This is a genomic window from Alsobacter sp. (genome assembly GCF_059501845.1).
In genome coordinates this window covers 588,513-602,580 of sequence record NZ_JCACDK010000018.1, presented here as the reverse complement: position 1 = coordinate 602,580, position 14,068 = coordinate 588,513, and the positions used below count along the sequence as shown (strand labels likewise).

At 69.7% G+C, this 14,068-nt stretch carries 16 protein-coding genes; 8 read left to right on the top strand and 8 right to left on the bottom strand.

The features are described from left to right. Positions 1-194: 194 nt before the first annotated feature. Both AC5JCN_RS17755 and AC5JCN_RS17750 read right to left on the bottom strand, forming a co-directional pair. Positions 195-479, bottom strand: a complete 285-nt coding sequence (locus AC5JCN_RS17755; protein ID WP_495756417.1) for a GIY-YIG nuclease family protein — start codon at positions 477-479, stop codon at positions 195-197. Positions 480-853: 374 nt separating this feature from the next. Next, the gene (locus AC5JCN_RS17750) at positions 854-1,645 is read right to left on the bottom strand and encodes an alpha/beta hydrolase (protein WP_495756416.1); all 792 of its coding nucleotides are present in this window, start codon (positions 1,643-1,645) and stop codon (positions 854-856) included. Between the two features lie 98 nt (positions 1,646-1,743). Here AC5JCN_RS17750 and AC5JCN_RS17745 point away from each other — a divergent pair, with 98 nt between their 5' ends. The 4 genes from AC5JCN_RS17745 (at position 1,744) to nudC (ending at position 5,282) form a co-directional block, all read left to right on the top strand. Next, the gene (locus AC5JCN_RS17745; RefSeq protein ID WP_495756415.1) at positions 1,744-2,961 is read left to right on the top strand and encodes a glycosyltransferase family 4 protein; all 1,218 of its coding nucleotides are present in this window, start codon (positions 1,744-1,746) and stop codon (positions 2,959-2,961) included. Between the two features lie 195 nt (positions 2,962-3,156). Beyond that, entirely contained in the window at positions 3,157-3,687 is a 531-nt protein-coding gene (gene infC / locus AC5JCN_RS17740; protein WP_495756414.1) for a translation initiation factor IF-3, read from the top strand. Positions 3,688-3,901: 214 nt separating this feature from the next. Beyond that, positions 3,902-4,318, top strand: a complete 417-nt coding sequence (locus AC5JCN_RS17735; RefSeq protein ID WP_495756413.1) for an HIT domain-containing protein — start codon at positions 3,902-3,904, stop codon at positions 4,316-4,318. A gap of 16 nt (positions 4,319-4,334) precedes the next feature. Then, positions 4,335-5,282 carry an NAD(+) diphosphatase gene (gene nudC, locus AC5JCN_RS17730; protein ID WP_495756412.1) on the top strand — a complete coding sequence of 316 codons (948 nt, stop codon included), beginning with the start codon at positions 4,335-4,337 and terminating at the stop codon, positions 5,280-5,282. Positions 5,283-5,365: 83 nt separating this feature from the next. Here the strand turns inward: nudC and AC5JCN_RS17725 are convergent, their stop codons facing one another. The 4 genes from AC5JCN_RS17725 to AC5JCN_RS17710 all read right to left on the bottom strand — a co-directional run bounded on the left by AC5JCN_RS17725 (position 5,366) and on the right by AC5JCN_RS17710 (position 9,635). Further along, positions 5,366-6,979, bottom strand: coding sequence for an ABC transporter substrate-binding protein (locus tag AC5JCN_RS17725; RefSeq protein ID WP_495756411.1), 1,614 nt, complete (start codon positions 6,977-6,979; stop codon positions 5,366-5,368). Positions 6,980-7,254: 275 nt separating this feature from the next. Further along, entirely contained in the window at positions 7,255-7,848 is a 594-nt protein-coding gene (locus AC5JCN_RS17720; protein ID WP_495756410.1) for a tetratricopeptide repeat protein, read from the bottom strand. Between the two features lie 81 nt (positions 7,849-7,929). After that, a complete protein-coding gene (locus tag AC5JCN_RS17715; RefSeq protein ID WP_495756409.1) occupies positions 7,930-8,400 on the bottom strand; it encodes a YbhB/YbcL family Raf kinase inhibitor-like protein in 471 nt (156 codons plus the stop codon). Positions 8,401-8,471: 71 nt separating this feature from the next. Next, positions 8,472-9,635 (bottom strand): dihydrodipicolinate synthase family protein, encoded by a 1,164-nt coding sequence (locus AC5JCN_RS17710; RefSeq protein WP_495756408.1) that lies wholly within the window; start codon positions 9,633-9,635, stop codon positions 8,472-8,474. A gap of 169 nt (positions 9,636-9,804) precedes the next feature. Between AC5JCN_RS17710 and AC5JCN_RS17705 the strand changes: the two genes are divergently transcribed. From AC5JCN_RS17705 to AC5JCN_RS17695, 3 genes are all read left to right on the top strand, one after another. After that, entirely contained in the window at positions 9,805-10,494 is a 690-nt protein-coding gene (locus AC5JCN_RS17705; protein ID WP_495756407.1) for a D-lyxose/D-mannose family sugar isomerase, read from the top strand. After that, positions 10,491-10,799, top strand: a complete 309-nt coding sequence (locus tag AC5JCN_RS17700) for a Dabb family protein (RefSeq protein WP_495756406.1) — start codon at positions 10,491-10,493, stop codon at positions 10,797-10,799. Before AC5JCN_RS17705 ends, AC5JCN_RS17700 begins: the two co-directional genes overlap by 4 nt. A gap of 141 nt (positions 10,800-10,940) precedes the next feature. Next, positions 10,941-11,162, top strand: coding sequence for a hypothetical protein (locus AC5JCN_RS17695; protein ID WP_495756405.1), 222 nt, complete (start codon positions 10,941-10,943; stop codon positions 11,160-11,162). Positions 11,163-11,169: 7 nt separating this feature from the next. Here AC5JCN_RS17695 and AC5JCN_RS17690 read toward each other — a convergent pair whose 3' ends face one another. Together AC5JCN_RS17690 and AC5JCN_RS17685 are read right to left on the bottom strand one after the other, a co-directional pair. After that, positions 11,170-12,351, bottom strand: coding sequence for an acetate/propionate family kinase (locus AC5JCN_RS17690; RefSeq protein WP_495756404.1), 1,182 nt, complete (start codon positions 12,349-12,351; stop codon positions 11,170-11,172). A 97-nt stretch (positions 12,352-12,448) separates the two neighbouring features. Continuing rightward, a complete protein-coding gene (locus tag AC5JCN_RS17685; RefSeq protein ID WP_495756403.1) occupies positions 12,449-13,285 on the bottom strand; it encodes an EamA family transporter in 837 nt (278 codons plus the stop codon). 190 nt (positions 13,286-13,475) lie between these two features. Here AC5JCN_RS17685 and AC5JCN_RS17680 point away from each other — a divergent pair, with 190 nt between their 5' ends. After that, the gene (locus AC5JCN_RS17680) at positions 13,476-14,066 is read left to right on the top strand and encodes a TetR/AcrR family transcriptional regulator (RefSeq protein ID WP_495756402.1); all 591 of its coding nucleotides are present in this window, start codon (positions 13,476-13,478) and stop codon (positions 14,064-14,066) included. Positions 14,067-14,068 lie beyond the last annotated feature (2 nt).

The window sequence follows — 14,068 nt, the reverse complement described above, 5'->3', positions numbered from 1 at the left end:
GGTGGGACCTTGCGCAGCGCGCATCGAATACTTCTCGGTCTCGCACTTTGTCATCCCCGGCGCGCCGAAGGCGCGGGAAGGGGATCCAGGGGCGGCGGGGCGGGACGCTCACCTTCCGCTGTCACTGAACAGGCCTGGATCCCCTTCCCGGCCCTGCGGGCCGCCGGGGATGACAAGGGTGGTGATGCATGAGGTCAGTCGGGGCTGAGTTCATGCCAGCCCGGATTTGAGGCTTCGATCAGCTTGAGTTTCCAGGCGCGGTTCCAGCCTTTCAGCTGCTTTTCCCGCTCGATCGCCTCGCGCACATCGGCGAAGAGCTCGAACCATACCAGGATCGTGACCCCGTACATCCGCGTGAAGCCCGGGACGATGCCTGCCCTGTGTTGTTCGATGCGGAGGGGAAGGTTTCCGGTCACGCCGACATACAGTGTCCCGTTGCGCCTGCTGGCCAGGATGTAGACGGCGTAGCGCTCGGCCATGGCCCTCTCCCGGCGCAAGCCAAACTCCTGCGACACCCCGCTGTCCACCAACTCCCAATTGCGCCCTTGTCATCCCCGCAGCGGCGCAGGGCAGGGCGCAGTTGGGAAAGCAGGCCTGGATCCCCTTCCCGCGCCGCTGCGCGACGCGCCAGGGATGACAGGTTGAGGTTTTCGGGCCCGAAGGATCTCGCGCTGCGCATGGATTAGCTCTCCCCGGCCCCGCACTTTGTCATCCCCGGCGCGCCGGAGGCGCGGGAAGGGGATCCAGGGGCGGCGGGGCGCGCGATTTTCGATTCGTAGTTGGAAAACAGGCTCTGGATCCCCTTCCCGGCGCTGCACGCCGCCGGGGATGACAAGGGGAAGCCGCTCTTCCCCTAGCCTTCGGCCCGCGCCTCCTCCACCATCGCCTCGACGGCCGAGACGAGGCGGGTGAGGTCCTGGGGGCGGGAGAGGCGGTGGTCGCCGTCGCGGATCAGGGTGGTGACCACGTCGTCGCCGGGCAGGTGCTCGACCAGCTTCAGGGCGTGACGCCAGGGCACGTCGGGGTCCTGCATCCCCTGCAGAATGTGGACAGGGCAGCCCAGCACCAGCGGCGGGCCGTCGAGGAGGAGGTGGTTGCGGCCCTCCTCGATCAGCGCGCGGGTGATGGGATAGGGCTCTGGAGAATACTCCGAGTGGCGCAGCCAGCGCCCGGTGGTCTCGATCTCCTCGCGCACCTGCGGCGGGAAGGCGTCCCACATCAGCGTCTGCGTGAAGTCGGGCGCGGGGGCCACGAGCACCAGCCCGGACGCGGGCGTGCCGCGGTCTCGCATGGCGCGCGCCGCCAGAAGCGCGATCCAGCCGCCCATGGATGAGCCGACGAGCACGGGCCGCGGCCGGGCCTGCGAGGTGACCACGGCCAGCGCGTCCTCGAGCCAGCGCCCGATCGTGCCGTCCTCGAAGCGCCCGCCCGATTCGCCGTGGCCGGAATAGTCGAGCCGGAGGAAGCCCTGGCCGGTCTCGGCCGCCCAGCCATCCAGCGCCTCGGCCTTGGTCGCCAGCATGTCGGAGCGGAAGCCGCCGAGCCAGACCACGTCCGGCGCCCGGCCGTCGCGACGGCGGAAGGCGATTTCCCGGGACGCGTCGCCCTGCCCGACGCTCTGAAATTGCGCAACGGTATGGGCCACCTTATTCCTCTCCCGATGCTCGCCGCCCTGAAAATCGCTGATTCGCGGCCCGGCCCCGTCTGCGGCGCCGCCCGGCCTGTTTACGGCAGGCCCGTCTGATGAGGAAGGCCGCGCACCCCCTCGCCGACCGGGGTCTCTCTCCGCTCGCCGGCTACACGGTGCTGCAGATCGTGCCCGACCTCGACGCCGGCGGGGCCGAGCGCACGACGGTGGACATCGCCGCCGCGCTGGCCGCCGTGGGGGCGCGCTCGCTGGTGGCGACCGAGGGCGGGAGGCTCGTCGCCGAGCTGCAGGCCAAGGGAGGCATCTGGATCCCGTTTCCGGCCCGCAGCAAGAACCCGATGACGATGGCGGCGAATGTGCGCCGGCTCAGGGCCGTCTGTTTGGACGAAGGTGTCGACCTCGTCCACGCCCGCTCGCGCGCGCCGGCCTGGAGCGCCTTCTTCGCCACCAAGGCGCTCGGCATCCCCTTCGTCACCACCTATCACGGCAGCTATGCCGGGCGATCGGCCGTGAAGGTGCTCTACAATTCGGTGATGGCGCGCGGCGACGCGGTCATCGCCAACTCGCATTTCACGGCGGACCTGATCGGCCGCATGCATCCCTTCGCCCGCGAACGGGTGCGGGTGATCCACCGCGGCACCGACCTGAAGGTGTTCTCGGGACTTGCCGTCGATCCGGCGCGCGTCGAGAAGTTGCGCAAGGAATGGGGCATCGCCCCGCACCGGCGCATCGTGCTGCTGGCAGCCCGGCTCACCGCGTGGAAGGGCCAGCGCGTCCTAATCGAGGCGGCGGCGAGACTGCACGAGCAGGGCGTCCAGGATCTAGCCGTCCTGCTCGTCGGGGATGCGCAGGGCCGCGACGCCTATGTGCGGGAGCTGACGTCGCTGGTGGCGCGTCTGAAGCTCGACGACGTCGTCTCCATCGCCGGCCACTGCACCGACATGCCGGCGGCGTTCCTGGCGGCCTCCGTCGTGGCGGTGCCCTCGACCGAGCCGGAGGCGTTCGGCCGCTCGGCCGTCGAGGCGCAGGCCATGGGCGCGCCGGTGGTGGTGTCGGACCTCGGCGCCGTGCCAGAGACGGTGCTGGCGCCCCCGCAGGTGCCGGCCGCCATGCGCACCGGCTGGCGCGTCCCGGCCGGCGACGTCGCGGCGCTCGCCGATGCCCTGAAGGCTGCCCTCTCGCTCGGTGCCAGCGCCCGGGACGGCATGGCGGCCCGCGCCCGCGCCCATGTCGAGGCGCATTTCTCGCTGGAGAAGATGGTGGGCGAGACGCTCGACCTCTACGGCGCGCTGCTGGAACGCCGCGGCGGCTGAGCCTGGCTGCATCCGGCGAAAGTTTTACTCCGGCAAGAATTCGGCAACGCGACCGGCAATTGACGAGTTGACAACGGATCGCTATCTGCCAACTTCCTTTCCCTCGTTTCAACGACAGGTCCGAGATCGGCCTCGACGCCCTGGGCTTCGTCGCCGGGAACGGCAGCACAGGAGACAGACGCCATTCGCAGACCCATGAGAGCCGCACCGGTCCCGCAAAAGGATGGACCGCGCGCAAACAGAGACATACGCGGCGTCCGGGAGGTACAGCTCATCGACGAGGGTGGCACGAACCGTGGTGTCGTGGCCTTCTTCGATGCGCTCAAGGCCGCCGAGGACGCAGGGCTGGACCTGGTCGAGATCGCTCCCAACTCCGCGCCGCCCGTGTGCAAGATCCTCGACTACGGCAAGTACAAGTTCAACGAGCAGAAGAAGGCCGCCGAGGCCCGCAAGAAGCAGAAGACGGTCGAGGTCAAGGAGATCAAGCTCCGCCCCGGCATCGACGACCACGACTACGAGGTCAAGATGCGCGCCGTTCGCCGCTTCTTCGAGGAAGGCGACAAGGTCAAGGTCACGCTGCGCTTCCGCGGACGCGAGATGGCGCACCAGGATCTCGGCCTGAAGCTCCTCGACCGCGTGCGCAGCGAGATGGCCGACGTCTCCAAGGTCGAGTCCGAGCCGATGCTCGAAGGCCGCCAGATGATCATGGTGATGGCGCCGCGCTGAGCGCGGCGTCCGTCCCATCTCCTTGTCCGGACGAGGGATCCGCGGATCCCGCGGTCCGGACCTGCTCCTCGGAGCGCGAGTGTTCGATGGCGGGTCCCTGGGGCCGCCTTTTTTTCTGCGCCGTGGCGGCCCGATTGCGCCTGATCGCCCGATGCACAGCGGCCCTGCCGGAGCGGCGCTGGCGCCTCTTCGGGGACAGGCCTAGACTGTTTTCATGAGCGACGGATTCAGCCTCGACCCCCGCCTGGTGGAAGACACGCTGCCGGTCGGCGACCTCACCTTGTCCAGCGTGCGCCTGATGAAGGACCGCCGCTTTCCGTGGCTGGTGCTCGTTCCCCGCCGCGCCGGCGCGGTGGAACTCGTGGACCTCGCGGAAGCCGACCAAAGCGCCCTCCTGCGCGAGATCCGCGCGGCCTGCGCCGCGCTGCGGGCCCTGCACGCGCCGGACAAGCTCAACGTCGCCGCGCTCGGCAATGTCGTGGCGCAGCTGCACGTCCATGTCATCGGCCGCTTTCACGGCGATCCCGCCTGGCCGCGCCCGGTCTGGGGCGTCGGGCAGGCCGAACCCTATCCGCCGGGCGAGGGCGAGGCGGAAGCCGCCCGGCTTTCCGCCGCCCTCGGCCGCCTCTGAGCCCGGACATCATCGCATGACCTCTCCCGATCGCCCCGACCGCTCGGCCGCCCTCGGCTATGCCGCCAACCGGCTCGACCGCCTCGCCGAGCACCGCGAGGACACTGGACGCCTCGCCGGCTTCGCCGCCGATCCGGCGGCGCGGGCCTATGTCCTGGCCGGAGACACGCCGCTGCTGCGGGGCCGGCCGGAGGGGCTGGCGGGGCGCTTCACGCTGGCGGAGGCGGACGGGCTCGGCACGGTGCGCGAGCGCGCCTTCCTCGGGCTCGACGGCGCCGTACCCGTCTTCGCCGTCCTCATCGATGCGCGCAGCCCGGATTCGGACCAGGGCGGCAGCGATCTCGTCAGCCTCGACCTGCGCAGCCTCGCGGTGCAGGGCCTGCTGCCCCCGTCCGTGCTGGGAGAGCTGGCACAGGCCAAGAGCCTGATGCACTGGCACCAGCGCCATCGCTTCTGCTCGAATTGCGGCACGGCCACGACGCCGCGTGCCGCCGGGTGGAAGCGCGAATGCCCGTCCTGCGAGGCCGAGCACTTCCCGCGCACCGACCCCGTCGCCATCATGCTGGCGGTTCGCGGCGAAGCCTGCGTGCTGGGCCGCCAGTCGCGCTTTCCGCCCGGCATGTATTCCTGCCTCGCCGGCTTCATCGAGCCGGGCGAGACGCTGGAGGATGCGGTGCGCCGCGAGTTGCACGAGGAGGCTGGCGTCGCGACGTCGGCCGTGCGCTACCTCGCCTCCCAGCCCTGGCCGTTCCCGGCATCGCTGATGATCGGCTGCCTGGCGCAGGCCACTGACGACCGGCTCACGGTCGACGAGATCGAGCTGGAGGACGCGCGCTGGTTCTCGCGCGAGGAGGTCCGCGCCATGCTGGATGGCCGCCATCCCGACGGCCTCACCTGCCCGCCTCCCATCGCCATCGCCCACCATCTGATGCGGGCCTGGGCCGTGGAGGGCGAGGAGCCCTGACGCTCCATATCATCCCCGGCGCCCCGGGGATGACATGGCCCGCGTGAAAAAGGCGGCGGGGGCTGCCCGCCGCCCTCGTCGCGTCACTTCATGCTGACGCCGTAGAACTCGTGCCGGCCGAAGGGCGAGATCTTCCAGTCCTGCACTTCCTTGCGGGTCGGCTCGTAGACCACCGAGTGCGCGATCGTCATGTTCGGCGCCTCGTCGTGGTGGATCTGCTGCATCTCCTCGTAGAGCTTGGTGCGCTCCTGGATGTCGGAGCTCGCACGGGCCTTCACGAAGCGATCCTCGAAGTCCTTGTTGCACCACTTGGAGAGGTTCTGGCCGCCGGGACGCGCCGCGGCGCAGCCGAGCAGGAAGAAGAAGTTGTCGGGATCGCCATTGTCGCCCGTCCAGCCGAGCTGGCCGGTCATGTGCTCGCCCTGCTGCAGCCGCTTGCGGTACTCGCCCCACTCATAGGTGACGAGCTTGGCGTTGATGCCGAGCTTGGCGAGGTCCGCCTGCATCATCTCGGCGATGCGCTTGGCGTTCGGGTTGTAGGGTCGCTGGACGGGCATGTACCAGAGGTCGATGTCCATCGGCGTCGTGACGCCCGCTTCCTTGAGCAGCGACTTGGCCAGTTCGGGGTCGTACTTGTAGTCGACGATCTTGTCATTATAGGACCAGATCGTCGGCGGGATCAGGTTCTTCGCCTGCTGGCCGGCGCCCTGGTAGACGTCGCGCAGGATCGCCTCGCGATCGATGGCGTGGATGAAGGCCTGGCGGACGCGCTTGTCGTCGAAGGGCTTCTTCTGAACGTTGAAAGCCCAGTAGGCGATGTTCAGGCCGGGCTGGGACATCAGGTTCAGCGCCGGATCCTTCTTGATTTCCTCGAGATCCGCCGGGCGCGGTCCGAACATCACGTGGCACTCGCCCTTCTTCAGCTTGGCGAGGCGGGCGGTGGGATCGGGCGTGATGGCGAAGACGAGGTCGTCGATGGCGGGCTTGCCGGCCCAGTAGTCCGGGTTCGCCTTGTACCGGATGACCGCGTCCTTCTGGTAGTTGACGAAGGTGAACGGCCCGGTGCCGACCGGGATCTGGTCGATCATCTCAGGCTTGCCCTGCTTCTGCAGGAAGTCAGCGAACTCGGCCGACTGGATCGTGGCGAAATCCATGGCCAGGTTGGCAAGAATCGGCGCGTTGGCCTCGTTCAGGGTGAACTTGACGGTATAGTCGTCGACCTTGTCGATGCTCTTCAGGAGCGTCGGCATGTCCATGTCGGCGAAGTAGTCGTACTTGCCGCCGGACACCTTGTGGTAGGGATTGTCTTCCTTCCACTGCCGGTTGAACGAGAACAGGACGTCGTCGGCGTTGAAATCGCGCGTCGGCTTGAAGTCCTTCGTGGAGTGGAACTTCACGCCCTTGCGCAGCTTGAAGACGATCTCCTTGCCGTCTTCGCTCACCGTCCAGCTCTCGGCCAGTCCGGGGACGACCTTCGTGCTGCCGCGCTCGAACTCGACGAGCTGGTTGTAGACGGGCCGGGCCGCGTCGAAGCTGGTGCCGGTGGTGTTGATGGCGGGGGTGAAATTTTCCGGGCTGCCTTCCGAGCAGTAGACGAGCGTCTTGGCCGAGGCTGCGGTACCGGCGAGCAGGAGGGCCGCAAGGCCGAGGCCGGCTCCCACGAGTGCCTGTCGCGACGGCCGAAGTGTCAACGTCATGGATTTCCCCTGATGTTTGTTGCGCGTTCTTGTACCGCCTCGCGGCGGCATGGCCCGCAGCAAATCCCTTTTTCGGGTCCGCCGCAATTCCCCTTGGCCCTTCGCCGGCGTCCCGGGCCGCAGCGGCATGGCGGCCCGTCAGGCTCTTCTTTGTCATCCCCGGCGGCCCGAAGGGCCGGGATGCGGATCCAAGCGTAACTTTCGCCGGGGGCTCTGCCCCTGGATCACCTTCCCCTCCCCCTGCGCTGCTCCGGCCAGGGATGACACGCACCGCCTCAGTGCAGGCGGCTGCGGGTGACGCGCTCGAGCTGGTCGATGGCCTCGCTCACTCCGTCGAGCCAGGGGTTGATGGCGAGCGCCACCTGGAACGCCGCCCGCGCCTCGGTGAGGCGGCCCTGCCGGACGCAGATCTGGCCGAAGCCGGAGACGGCGCCGAAATGGCGCGGCTCCAGCATCAGCGTGCGGGCGATGTCGGCGAGCGCGTCGGCGTCGCGCTTCTCGATGAAGGAGAGGGTGGCGCGCTTGTTCCACGCCTCCGACCAGCGCGGCTCGCTCTCCACCAGCCGGTCGAGAATGGGGCGGGCGAGGTCGAACTCGCCGAGCCCCATCGCCTCGATGGCGGCCGCCATGGCGCCGCTCGCGTCGCGGTCGCGGTGCGCGATCCAGTGCGCCCAGATGAGGTCGGAGATCTCCTCCGGGTCGCGCGGCGGATCCTCGCTGGCGAGCTCGCGGAACAGCGTCTCGAGACGCCGGGCCTGCCCGGAGGCCGGCTTGCGGCCGGGCAGCGACAGGACCAGCGCGAAAACCTCGTCGAAGACGACCGGGGGAACGGAGCCGCCGGAGCGGCGGCCTGTGCGGCGGGACGGCATGAGCCCATTCTAGGGCGGCGCGGCGGCGCGCGACAGCCCCGCCGCAAGCGGGTCAACCGTGCACGAACCGGCCGCCCGGGATCAGCCGTGCACGAGAACTCCCGGGTCGATCCGCGTGTAGAGCGGCACGAACTCCACCTCCTCGATGAGGTTGGCCAAGAGCGCGTCGCGCAACTCGCTGACCCGCAGCCCCTCCGGCACATTCAGCCGCGCACAGCCCAGCGCCGCCAGGCGGAACCGGAAGGGATGGTAGGTTTCCTCGGGCGGGGGCGCCGGGCCGTCATAGGCGGCGCGCCCGAAATCGTTGACCGCCTGGCGCAGTGGGCCGCCCTCGGCTCCCGAGCCTTCGGGCAGGCTGGCCGTGGTGAGGTCGTAGACGCCCCAGTGCCACTGGCCTGTGACGGCGTCGTCCATCACCAGCGCGAAACTGCGGGTGCCCTCGGGCGCGCCGTGCCATTCCAGCGGCGGCGAGATGTTCTCGCCGTCACGCGTGAACCGCACCGGCATCGGCTGCCCGCTCGTGAAGAGCGGGCTGATCAAGTAAAAACCCATTCGCGCCTCCGTCTCTCGCTCAGAGCCCCGCAGGGTCAGGCGAACGTCGGCGCGGCGGAGCGGTTCCGGTCTCAGGAGACGCCGTTCACCGCCATCAGGGCCTTCATACGGGTGGCGGCGAGGTCGGGGTCGCGCAGCAGGCCGGAGGCATCGGCGAGGCGGAACACGTCGGCGTAGTGCATGACGCCGCGCGCCGATTCCATGCCGCCCAGCATGCGGAAATGGTCCTGGAACCCGTTCAGCCAGGCCATGAAGACCACCCCGGACTTGTAGTACTGCGTCGGTGCCTCGAAGATCTTGCGCGACAGCGGCACGGTCGGCGCCAGGATGGCGTGGTAGCCGTCGAGATCGCCGGCAGCCAGCCGGTCGAAGGCCGCAGCCGCGGCCGGGGCGATGGGGTCGAAAATGCCGAGCAGGCCGTGTGAGATGTTCTGCCCGTCCCCGGCGATCAGCGCCGCGTAGTTGAAGTCGTCGCCGGTGTACATCTTGACGCCATGCGGCAGCAGCTTGCGCATGCGCTCCTCATGCGCCTGCTCCAGCAGCGAGATCTTGATGCCGTCGATACGCCCGGCGTGCCGTTCGATGAGCGACAGAACGGTGGCCATGGCCTGGTCGACGTCGCTCGAGCCCCAGTAGCCGGCGAGCTGCGGGTCGAACATCTCGCCGAGCCAGTGCAGGATCACCTTGTCCTTCGCCTGCGTGATCAGGCGGCCATAGACGGCGAGGTAGTCGTCGCGGGATTTTGCCACCCGGCAGAGCGCCCGGCTGGCCATCAGAATGATGCGGCCGCCGCAGCTCTCGACATATTCCATCTGCTCCTCATAGGCGCGGATGACGTCGTCGACGCCGCGGGCGGCGGCGGGGTCGAGCTGGTCCGTGCCGGCGCCGCAGGCGAGGTCGGCGCCCGGCACGTCGCGGGCGGCGGCGGTGGACTTGCGGATCAGGTCCTTCGCGCCGGACCAGTCGAGCCCCATGCCGCGCTGGGAGGTGTCCATGGCCTCGGCGATGGCGAAACCCAGCCCCCAGAGATGGTGGCGGAAGGCGAGGGTGGCGTCCCAGTCGACGGCCGGCACCCGCCATGGCTCGGCCTGGCGGCGGGGGTCGGCCACCACGTGGGCGGCCGCATAGACGGTGCGCGGGAAGCCGCCCGCATGCGTCGCGGGGAAGGACGAGGCGGGGGAGAGCGTGAAGGTCTCGACGCCGCCATCGGCGCGGGGGAGGACGAGGCTCGGCATGCGGGTCTCCGGGTTGTCCCCTCCGGGGTCAGCCAAGGGCAGGCCGGGCTTTGCGCCGTCTGGTGCGGCGTGCTTGGATGCCGCCGGCCTGGCGGCAGAAAAGCCGGCAAGGCCGACACCAAGTCAAGCGCAAGCGCCGCGCGCGCCATGCGTAGCGGGAGCATGCCCCATGCGGCGTTCGAGCATCGACCGGATCATCGACGAGTCGCGGGAGGTCTGTGCCCGGCACGGCTACGAGCTGCCGCCCTTCGCGGCCTGGACGCCGCGCGAGCTCTCGGGGCGCCCGGAGGCGCTGGCCGCGATGCGTGCCGGGTTTCTCGGCTGGAACGTTGTGGAGTTCGCACCCGGCGCCTTCGAGCGCGAGGGCATCGTGGTGTTCACCAGCCGCATGGGCGATGTCGACCAGCTGCCGTCAGGGCGGGGGCGCCTCTACGGTGAAAAGGCCATCGTTGCCCGCGACCGGCAGAGGACGCCCTTCCACTACCACGTGGTCAAGACCGAGGACATTCTCAACAGGGGCGGAGCCCGTTTCGTCGTCGAGCTCGTCGCGGTCGGCCGCGACGGAACGCCGACGGGGGAGATCGTCACGGCCCGCAAGGACCTCGAGCTGATCCGCGTGCCGCCGAACGGGCGCGTGGTGCTGGAACCCGGCGAGAGCCTCGTGCTTGACCCCTATGTCGCCCACGCCTTCTGGGCGGAAGGCGGCACGGCGCTGGCCGGCGAGATCTCGCTGGTCAACGACGACGCCACCGACAACTACTTCCTGCCGCCGCTGGGTCCGTCCGACCCGGTCGAGGAGGATGCCCCCGCCCGCTACGTGACCGTGCGGGACCTGCCCACCATCGGAGTTCGCGCATGATCCGCCATGTCGTCCTGTTCAAGGCCCGGAAGGACGTGACCCCCGCCGAACTCGACGCCGTCTACGCCGCCCTGCGCGATCTCAAGCGCACGGTGCCCGGCATCACGGCGTTCACAATCGGCCGGAACGTCAGCCCCGAGGGCATGGGTCGCGGCTACGACCACGGCTTCGTCGTCGACTTCACCGACGCCGCCGCGCGCGACGGCTACCTGCCTCACCCGGAACACCAGAAGGCCGCCGCTGCCCTCGTCTCCGTCTGCGAGGGCGGGACGGACGGCATCGTCGTCTCCGACCACGAGGCCTAGCGGCGGCGCGTCCCCATCGCTTTGGGACTGGGCCTTCGCCCAGCCGCCCGGGCACACATAGAAGAGCCGCAGGAACCCGCGACGCCCCCGTTTGTTCTGCCCTCACCGGCGCGTGCCGGGCGGAAAAGGCGGGGACGTGCCATGCGTATGCTGCTGGGGATCGTGTTCGGCGTGCTGCTGACGGTGGGAGCGGCCTATGTTGCCGACTCGACGGCGACCGCTGGCGACGCGCGGATGGTCAACTGGGAGGTCGTGAACCGCAACCTCCAGTCGGCCGGGCAGCAGGTGCGGACCGGCTGGAACAGGCTGACGGGCGCGGTCGAGCACCGCATCGGCGACGAGAAGACCGAAGGCGCCACCTGAAGCTGGCCTACCCCGTAGCGGAGGCGGCCCGCAGCGCGTGGCGGGCGATCATCGCCTCCTCGTCCGTCGCGACGACCCGCACGGTGACGGGCGAGCCCTGGCGGGAAATCACGCCGGTGCCGCTCCTGTTCGCGTCGTCGTCGTACTCCACCCCGAGCCATTGCAGATGCGGCAGCACCTCGCCGCGCAACCGCGACGAGTGCTCGCCGATGCCTCCGGTGAAGACGATGCCGTCGAGCCCGCCGAGAGCCGCGGCGAGAGAGCCGATCTCGCGGCGCAGCCTGTAGGCGAAGTAGGCGATGGCCTCGCCCGCCTCGGGCCGGCCCGACGCCTCGAGCTCGCGCATATCGTTCGACAGATCGGACAGGCCCAGCAGGCCGGACCGGTTGTAGAGCAGGTCCGTCAGGGCCGCATGGTCCATGCGGTGCTCGGCCATGAGATAGAGCAGGACGCCCGGGTCGAGCTGGCCGCTGCGCGTTCCCATCGGCAGTCCGTCGACTGCCGTGAACCCCATGGTCGACGCCACTGAGCGCCCGGCCGCGATGGCGCAGGCTGAGGCCCCGTTGCCGAGATGGGCGACGACGAGCCGCCCCTGCGCCAGCGCCGGATCAATGCCTCGCAGCTGCGTGACGATCGACTCGTAGGAGAGGCCGTGGAAGCCGTAGCGCCGCACGCCTTCCGCATAGAACGCGCGCGGCAGGCCGAACACGTCCGCGACGAAGGGCTGGCCGCGGTGGAACGCCGTGTCGAAGCAGGCGATCTGCGGCACGCCGGGGAAGCGCGCCTGTGCCGCTGCGATCGCGGCGAGGTTGTGCGGCTGGTGCAGGGGCGCCAGCGGCACCAGCGCGGCGAGCGCCTCCATGACGGCGGGAGCGATGATGGCGGGGTCGGCGAAGCGCGGCCCACCATGCACGACCCTGTGTCCGACCGCCATCACACGGCCCTGGAAGTCCTGCTGCTCCAGCCAGGCGAGGATCGCGGCCACCGCCTGCCCGTGCGTGGCAGGGCCCTGCGGCTCCATGGCCACCGCGACGGCCGTCTCGCCGGTGCGGGCGGCCTTGAAGCGGGCCTGGCGCGCCAGGTTCTCCACCTGCCCCGCGGCGAGGCGGACGGGCGACGCCTCAGCGGTGAACAGCGCGAACTTCACCGAGGACGAGCCGGCGTTCAACGTCAGCAGCAGGTCTGTCACGGCGCCGGTCCCCTCCATGCGACGGCGAAGGTGCGGGCGGGCGAGCGCGGGCGCAAGGGCGCGGAACGCTGCGGTGATCCTGAGAACAGGGACGCCATCATCCCACCCGCATTATCACCAGTCCCGCCACGATCAGTGCGGCGGACACGACCCGGTAGGCCTTCAGCGGCTCCTTGAGGATCACCACGGCGATCACGGTGGCCCACAGGACGCTGGTCTCGCGCACGGCCGCGACGAGCGGGATGGGTGCCACGGTCATGGCCCAGATCGCGATCCAGTAGGCGCCCAGCGACATGGCGCCGCCGGCGACGCCGGGCCAGAGTGCGCTGCGCATCGGAGCCACGGCCGACCAGCCGCGCCGGGCGAAGGTGAAGCCGCACAAAGCGAGGCCGTCCAGCACGAACAGCGCCGCGGTATAGGCGTGCGGGCTGCCGGAGGCGCGGGCGCCCAGGCCGTCGGTGAGCGTGTAGCTGGTGATGGTCATTGCAGTGGCGAGCGCGTAGGCCACTCCCTTGGCCGGGACCTTGCGACCGCCGCCGACAGCGAGGAGGCCGATGCCCAGGCCGAGCACGGCAATGCCGGCGGTCGCTTGCGCCGTCAGCCCCTCGTGCAGCAGGACGAGGGAACCCAGCGCCGTCGCCAGCGGCGCGGTGCCGCGCGCGATCGGGTACACCACGCCCATGTCGGCGTGGCGGTAGGCCTCGGTCAGGCACAGGAAGTAGGCGAGGTGGAGCGCAGTCGACGCGGCCAGCCAGCCCCACGAGGCCATGGCGGGCGGTCCCGTGACGGCGAGCAGCACCAGACCCATCAGGCCCGCCGCGCCGTTGACGAGCGCCATGGCCAGAAAGGGCTCGATCTTCACCTTCAGCACGGCGTTCCAGCCGGCATGCAGCGCCGCCGCGGCAAGCACCGCGAGGAAGACGTCGAGGCTCATGGCACCGGCCGCATCGGTCCGCTCCGCGCCGGCGGACGGTCCGCTGCGTGGGCGGAACTTAGGCCGGGGACCCCGATCCAGTCATCGCAAAACCGTCATCAATCTGTCATGGAAAGTCATCGGGCCGAGCACGGCAACTGCAGCGCTCCAGACGATTGACGAATGACGCCAGCCGTCAGATAATCATTCCATGCTCGACAAGCCCGAAACAGATACCCGCGCCCGCATCGTTGCGCAGGCGGAGGAATATTTCCGCCTCTACGGCTACCAGAAGACGACCGTCGCCGACATCGCCAAGGCGCTCAGGATGAGCCCGGCGAACGTCTACCGGTTCTTCGAGTCCAAGAAGGCCATCAACGAGGCCGTCGCCGAAGTGCTGATGGGCGAGGTCGAGGCGGCCGCCGGCGCCATCGCCTCGGGGAGCGGGCCCGCCGCCGACCGGTTGAGGGAGTTCCTGAAGACGGTCAGCGCGACGAGCGCCGAGCGCTATATCGGCGACCGCAAGATGCACGAGATGGTGGCGGTGGCGCTCGAGGAGAGCTGGTCCATCGTGCACGCGCATGTCGAGCGGCTGCACGGCATGCTGTACGGGATCATCGCCGACGGCGTGGCGACGGGTGAGTTCGACGTGCCGGACCCGGCGCTGGCGGCGCGCTGCGTCCACGCCGCGGTGATCAAGTTCACGCACCCGCAGATGATCGCGGAATGCGCGGCCGAGAACCTGAAGCCGGAACTCGACGCGATGACCGACTTCCTGCTTCGCGCCCTGCGCAAGCGTTGAGC

Excerpts from the sequence above, each read along its gene's own strand:
- AC5JCN_RS17700 (WP_495756406.1), top strand. The coding sequence starts at position 10,491 with ATGATCCGCCATGTCGTCCTGTTCAAGGCCCGGAAGGACGTGACCCCC.
- AC5JCN_RS17735 (WP_495756413.1), top strand. The coding sequence starts at position 3,902 with ATGAGCGACGGATTCAGCCTCGACCCCCGCCTGGTGGAAGACACGCTG.
- infC (WP_495756414.1), top strand. The coding sequence starts at position 3,157 with ATGAGAGCCGCACCGGTCCCGCAAAAGGATGGACCGCGCGCAAACAGA.
- AC5JCN_RS17705 (WP_495756407.1), top strand. The coding sequence starts at position 9,805 with ATGCGGCGTTCGAGCATCGACCGGATCATCGACGAGTCGCGGGAGGTC.
- AC5JCN_RS17755 (WP_495756417.1), bottom strand. The coding sequence starts at position 479 with ATGGCCGAGCGCTACGCCGTCTACATCCTGGCCAGCAGGCGCAACGGG.
- AC5JCN_RS17710 (WP_495756408.1), bottom strand. The coding sequence starts at position 9,635 with ATGCCGAGCCTCGTCCTCCCCCGCGCCGATGGCGGCGTCGAGACCTTC.
- AC5JCN_RS17725 (WP_495756411.1), bottom strand. The coding sequence starts at position 6,979 with ATGACGTTGACACTTCGGCCGTCGCGACAGGCACTCGTGGGAGCCGGC.
- AC5JCN_RS17685 (WP_495756403.1), bottom strand. The coding sequence starts at position 13,285 with ATGAGCCTCGACGTCTTCCTCGCGGTGCTTGCCGCGGCGGCGCTGCAT.
- nudC (WP_495756412.1), top strand. The coding sequence starts at position 4,335 with ATGACCTCTCCCGATCGCCCCGACCGCTCGGCCGCCCTCGGCTATGCC.
- AC5JCN_RS17695 (WP_495756405.1), top strand. The coding sequence starts at position 10,941 with ATGCGTATGCTGCTGGGGATCGTGTTCGGCGTGCTGCTGACGGTGGGA.
- AC5JCN_RS17745 (WP_495756415.1), top strand. The coding sequence starts at position 1,744 with ATGAGGAAGGCCGCGCACCCCCTCGCCGACCGGGGTCTCTCTCCGCTC.
- AC5JCN_RS17720 (WP_495756410.1), bottom strand. The coding sequence starts at position 7,848 with ATGCCGTCCCGCCGCACAGGCCGCCGCTCCGGCGGCTCCGTTCCCCCG.
- AC5JCN_RS17715 (WP_495756409.1), bottom strand. The coding sequence starts at position 8,400 with ATGGGTTTTTACTTGATCAGCCCGCTCTTCACGAGCGGGCAGCCGATG.
- AC5JCN_RS17680 (WP_495756402.1), top strand. The coding sequence starts at position 13,476 with ATGCTCGACAAGCCCGAAACAGATACCCGCGCCCGCATCGTTGCGCAG.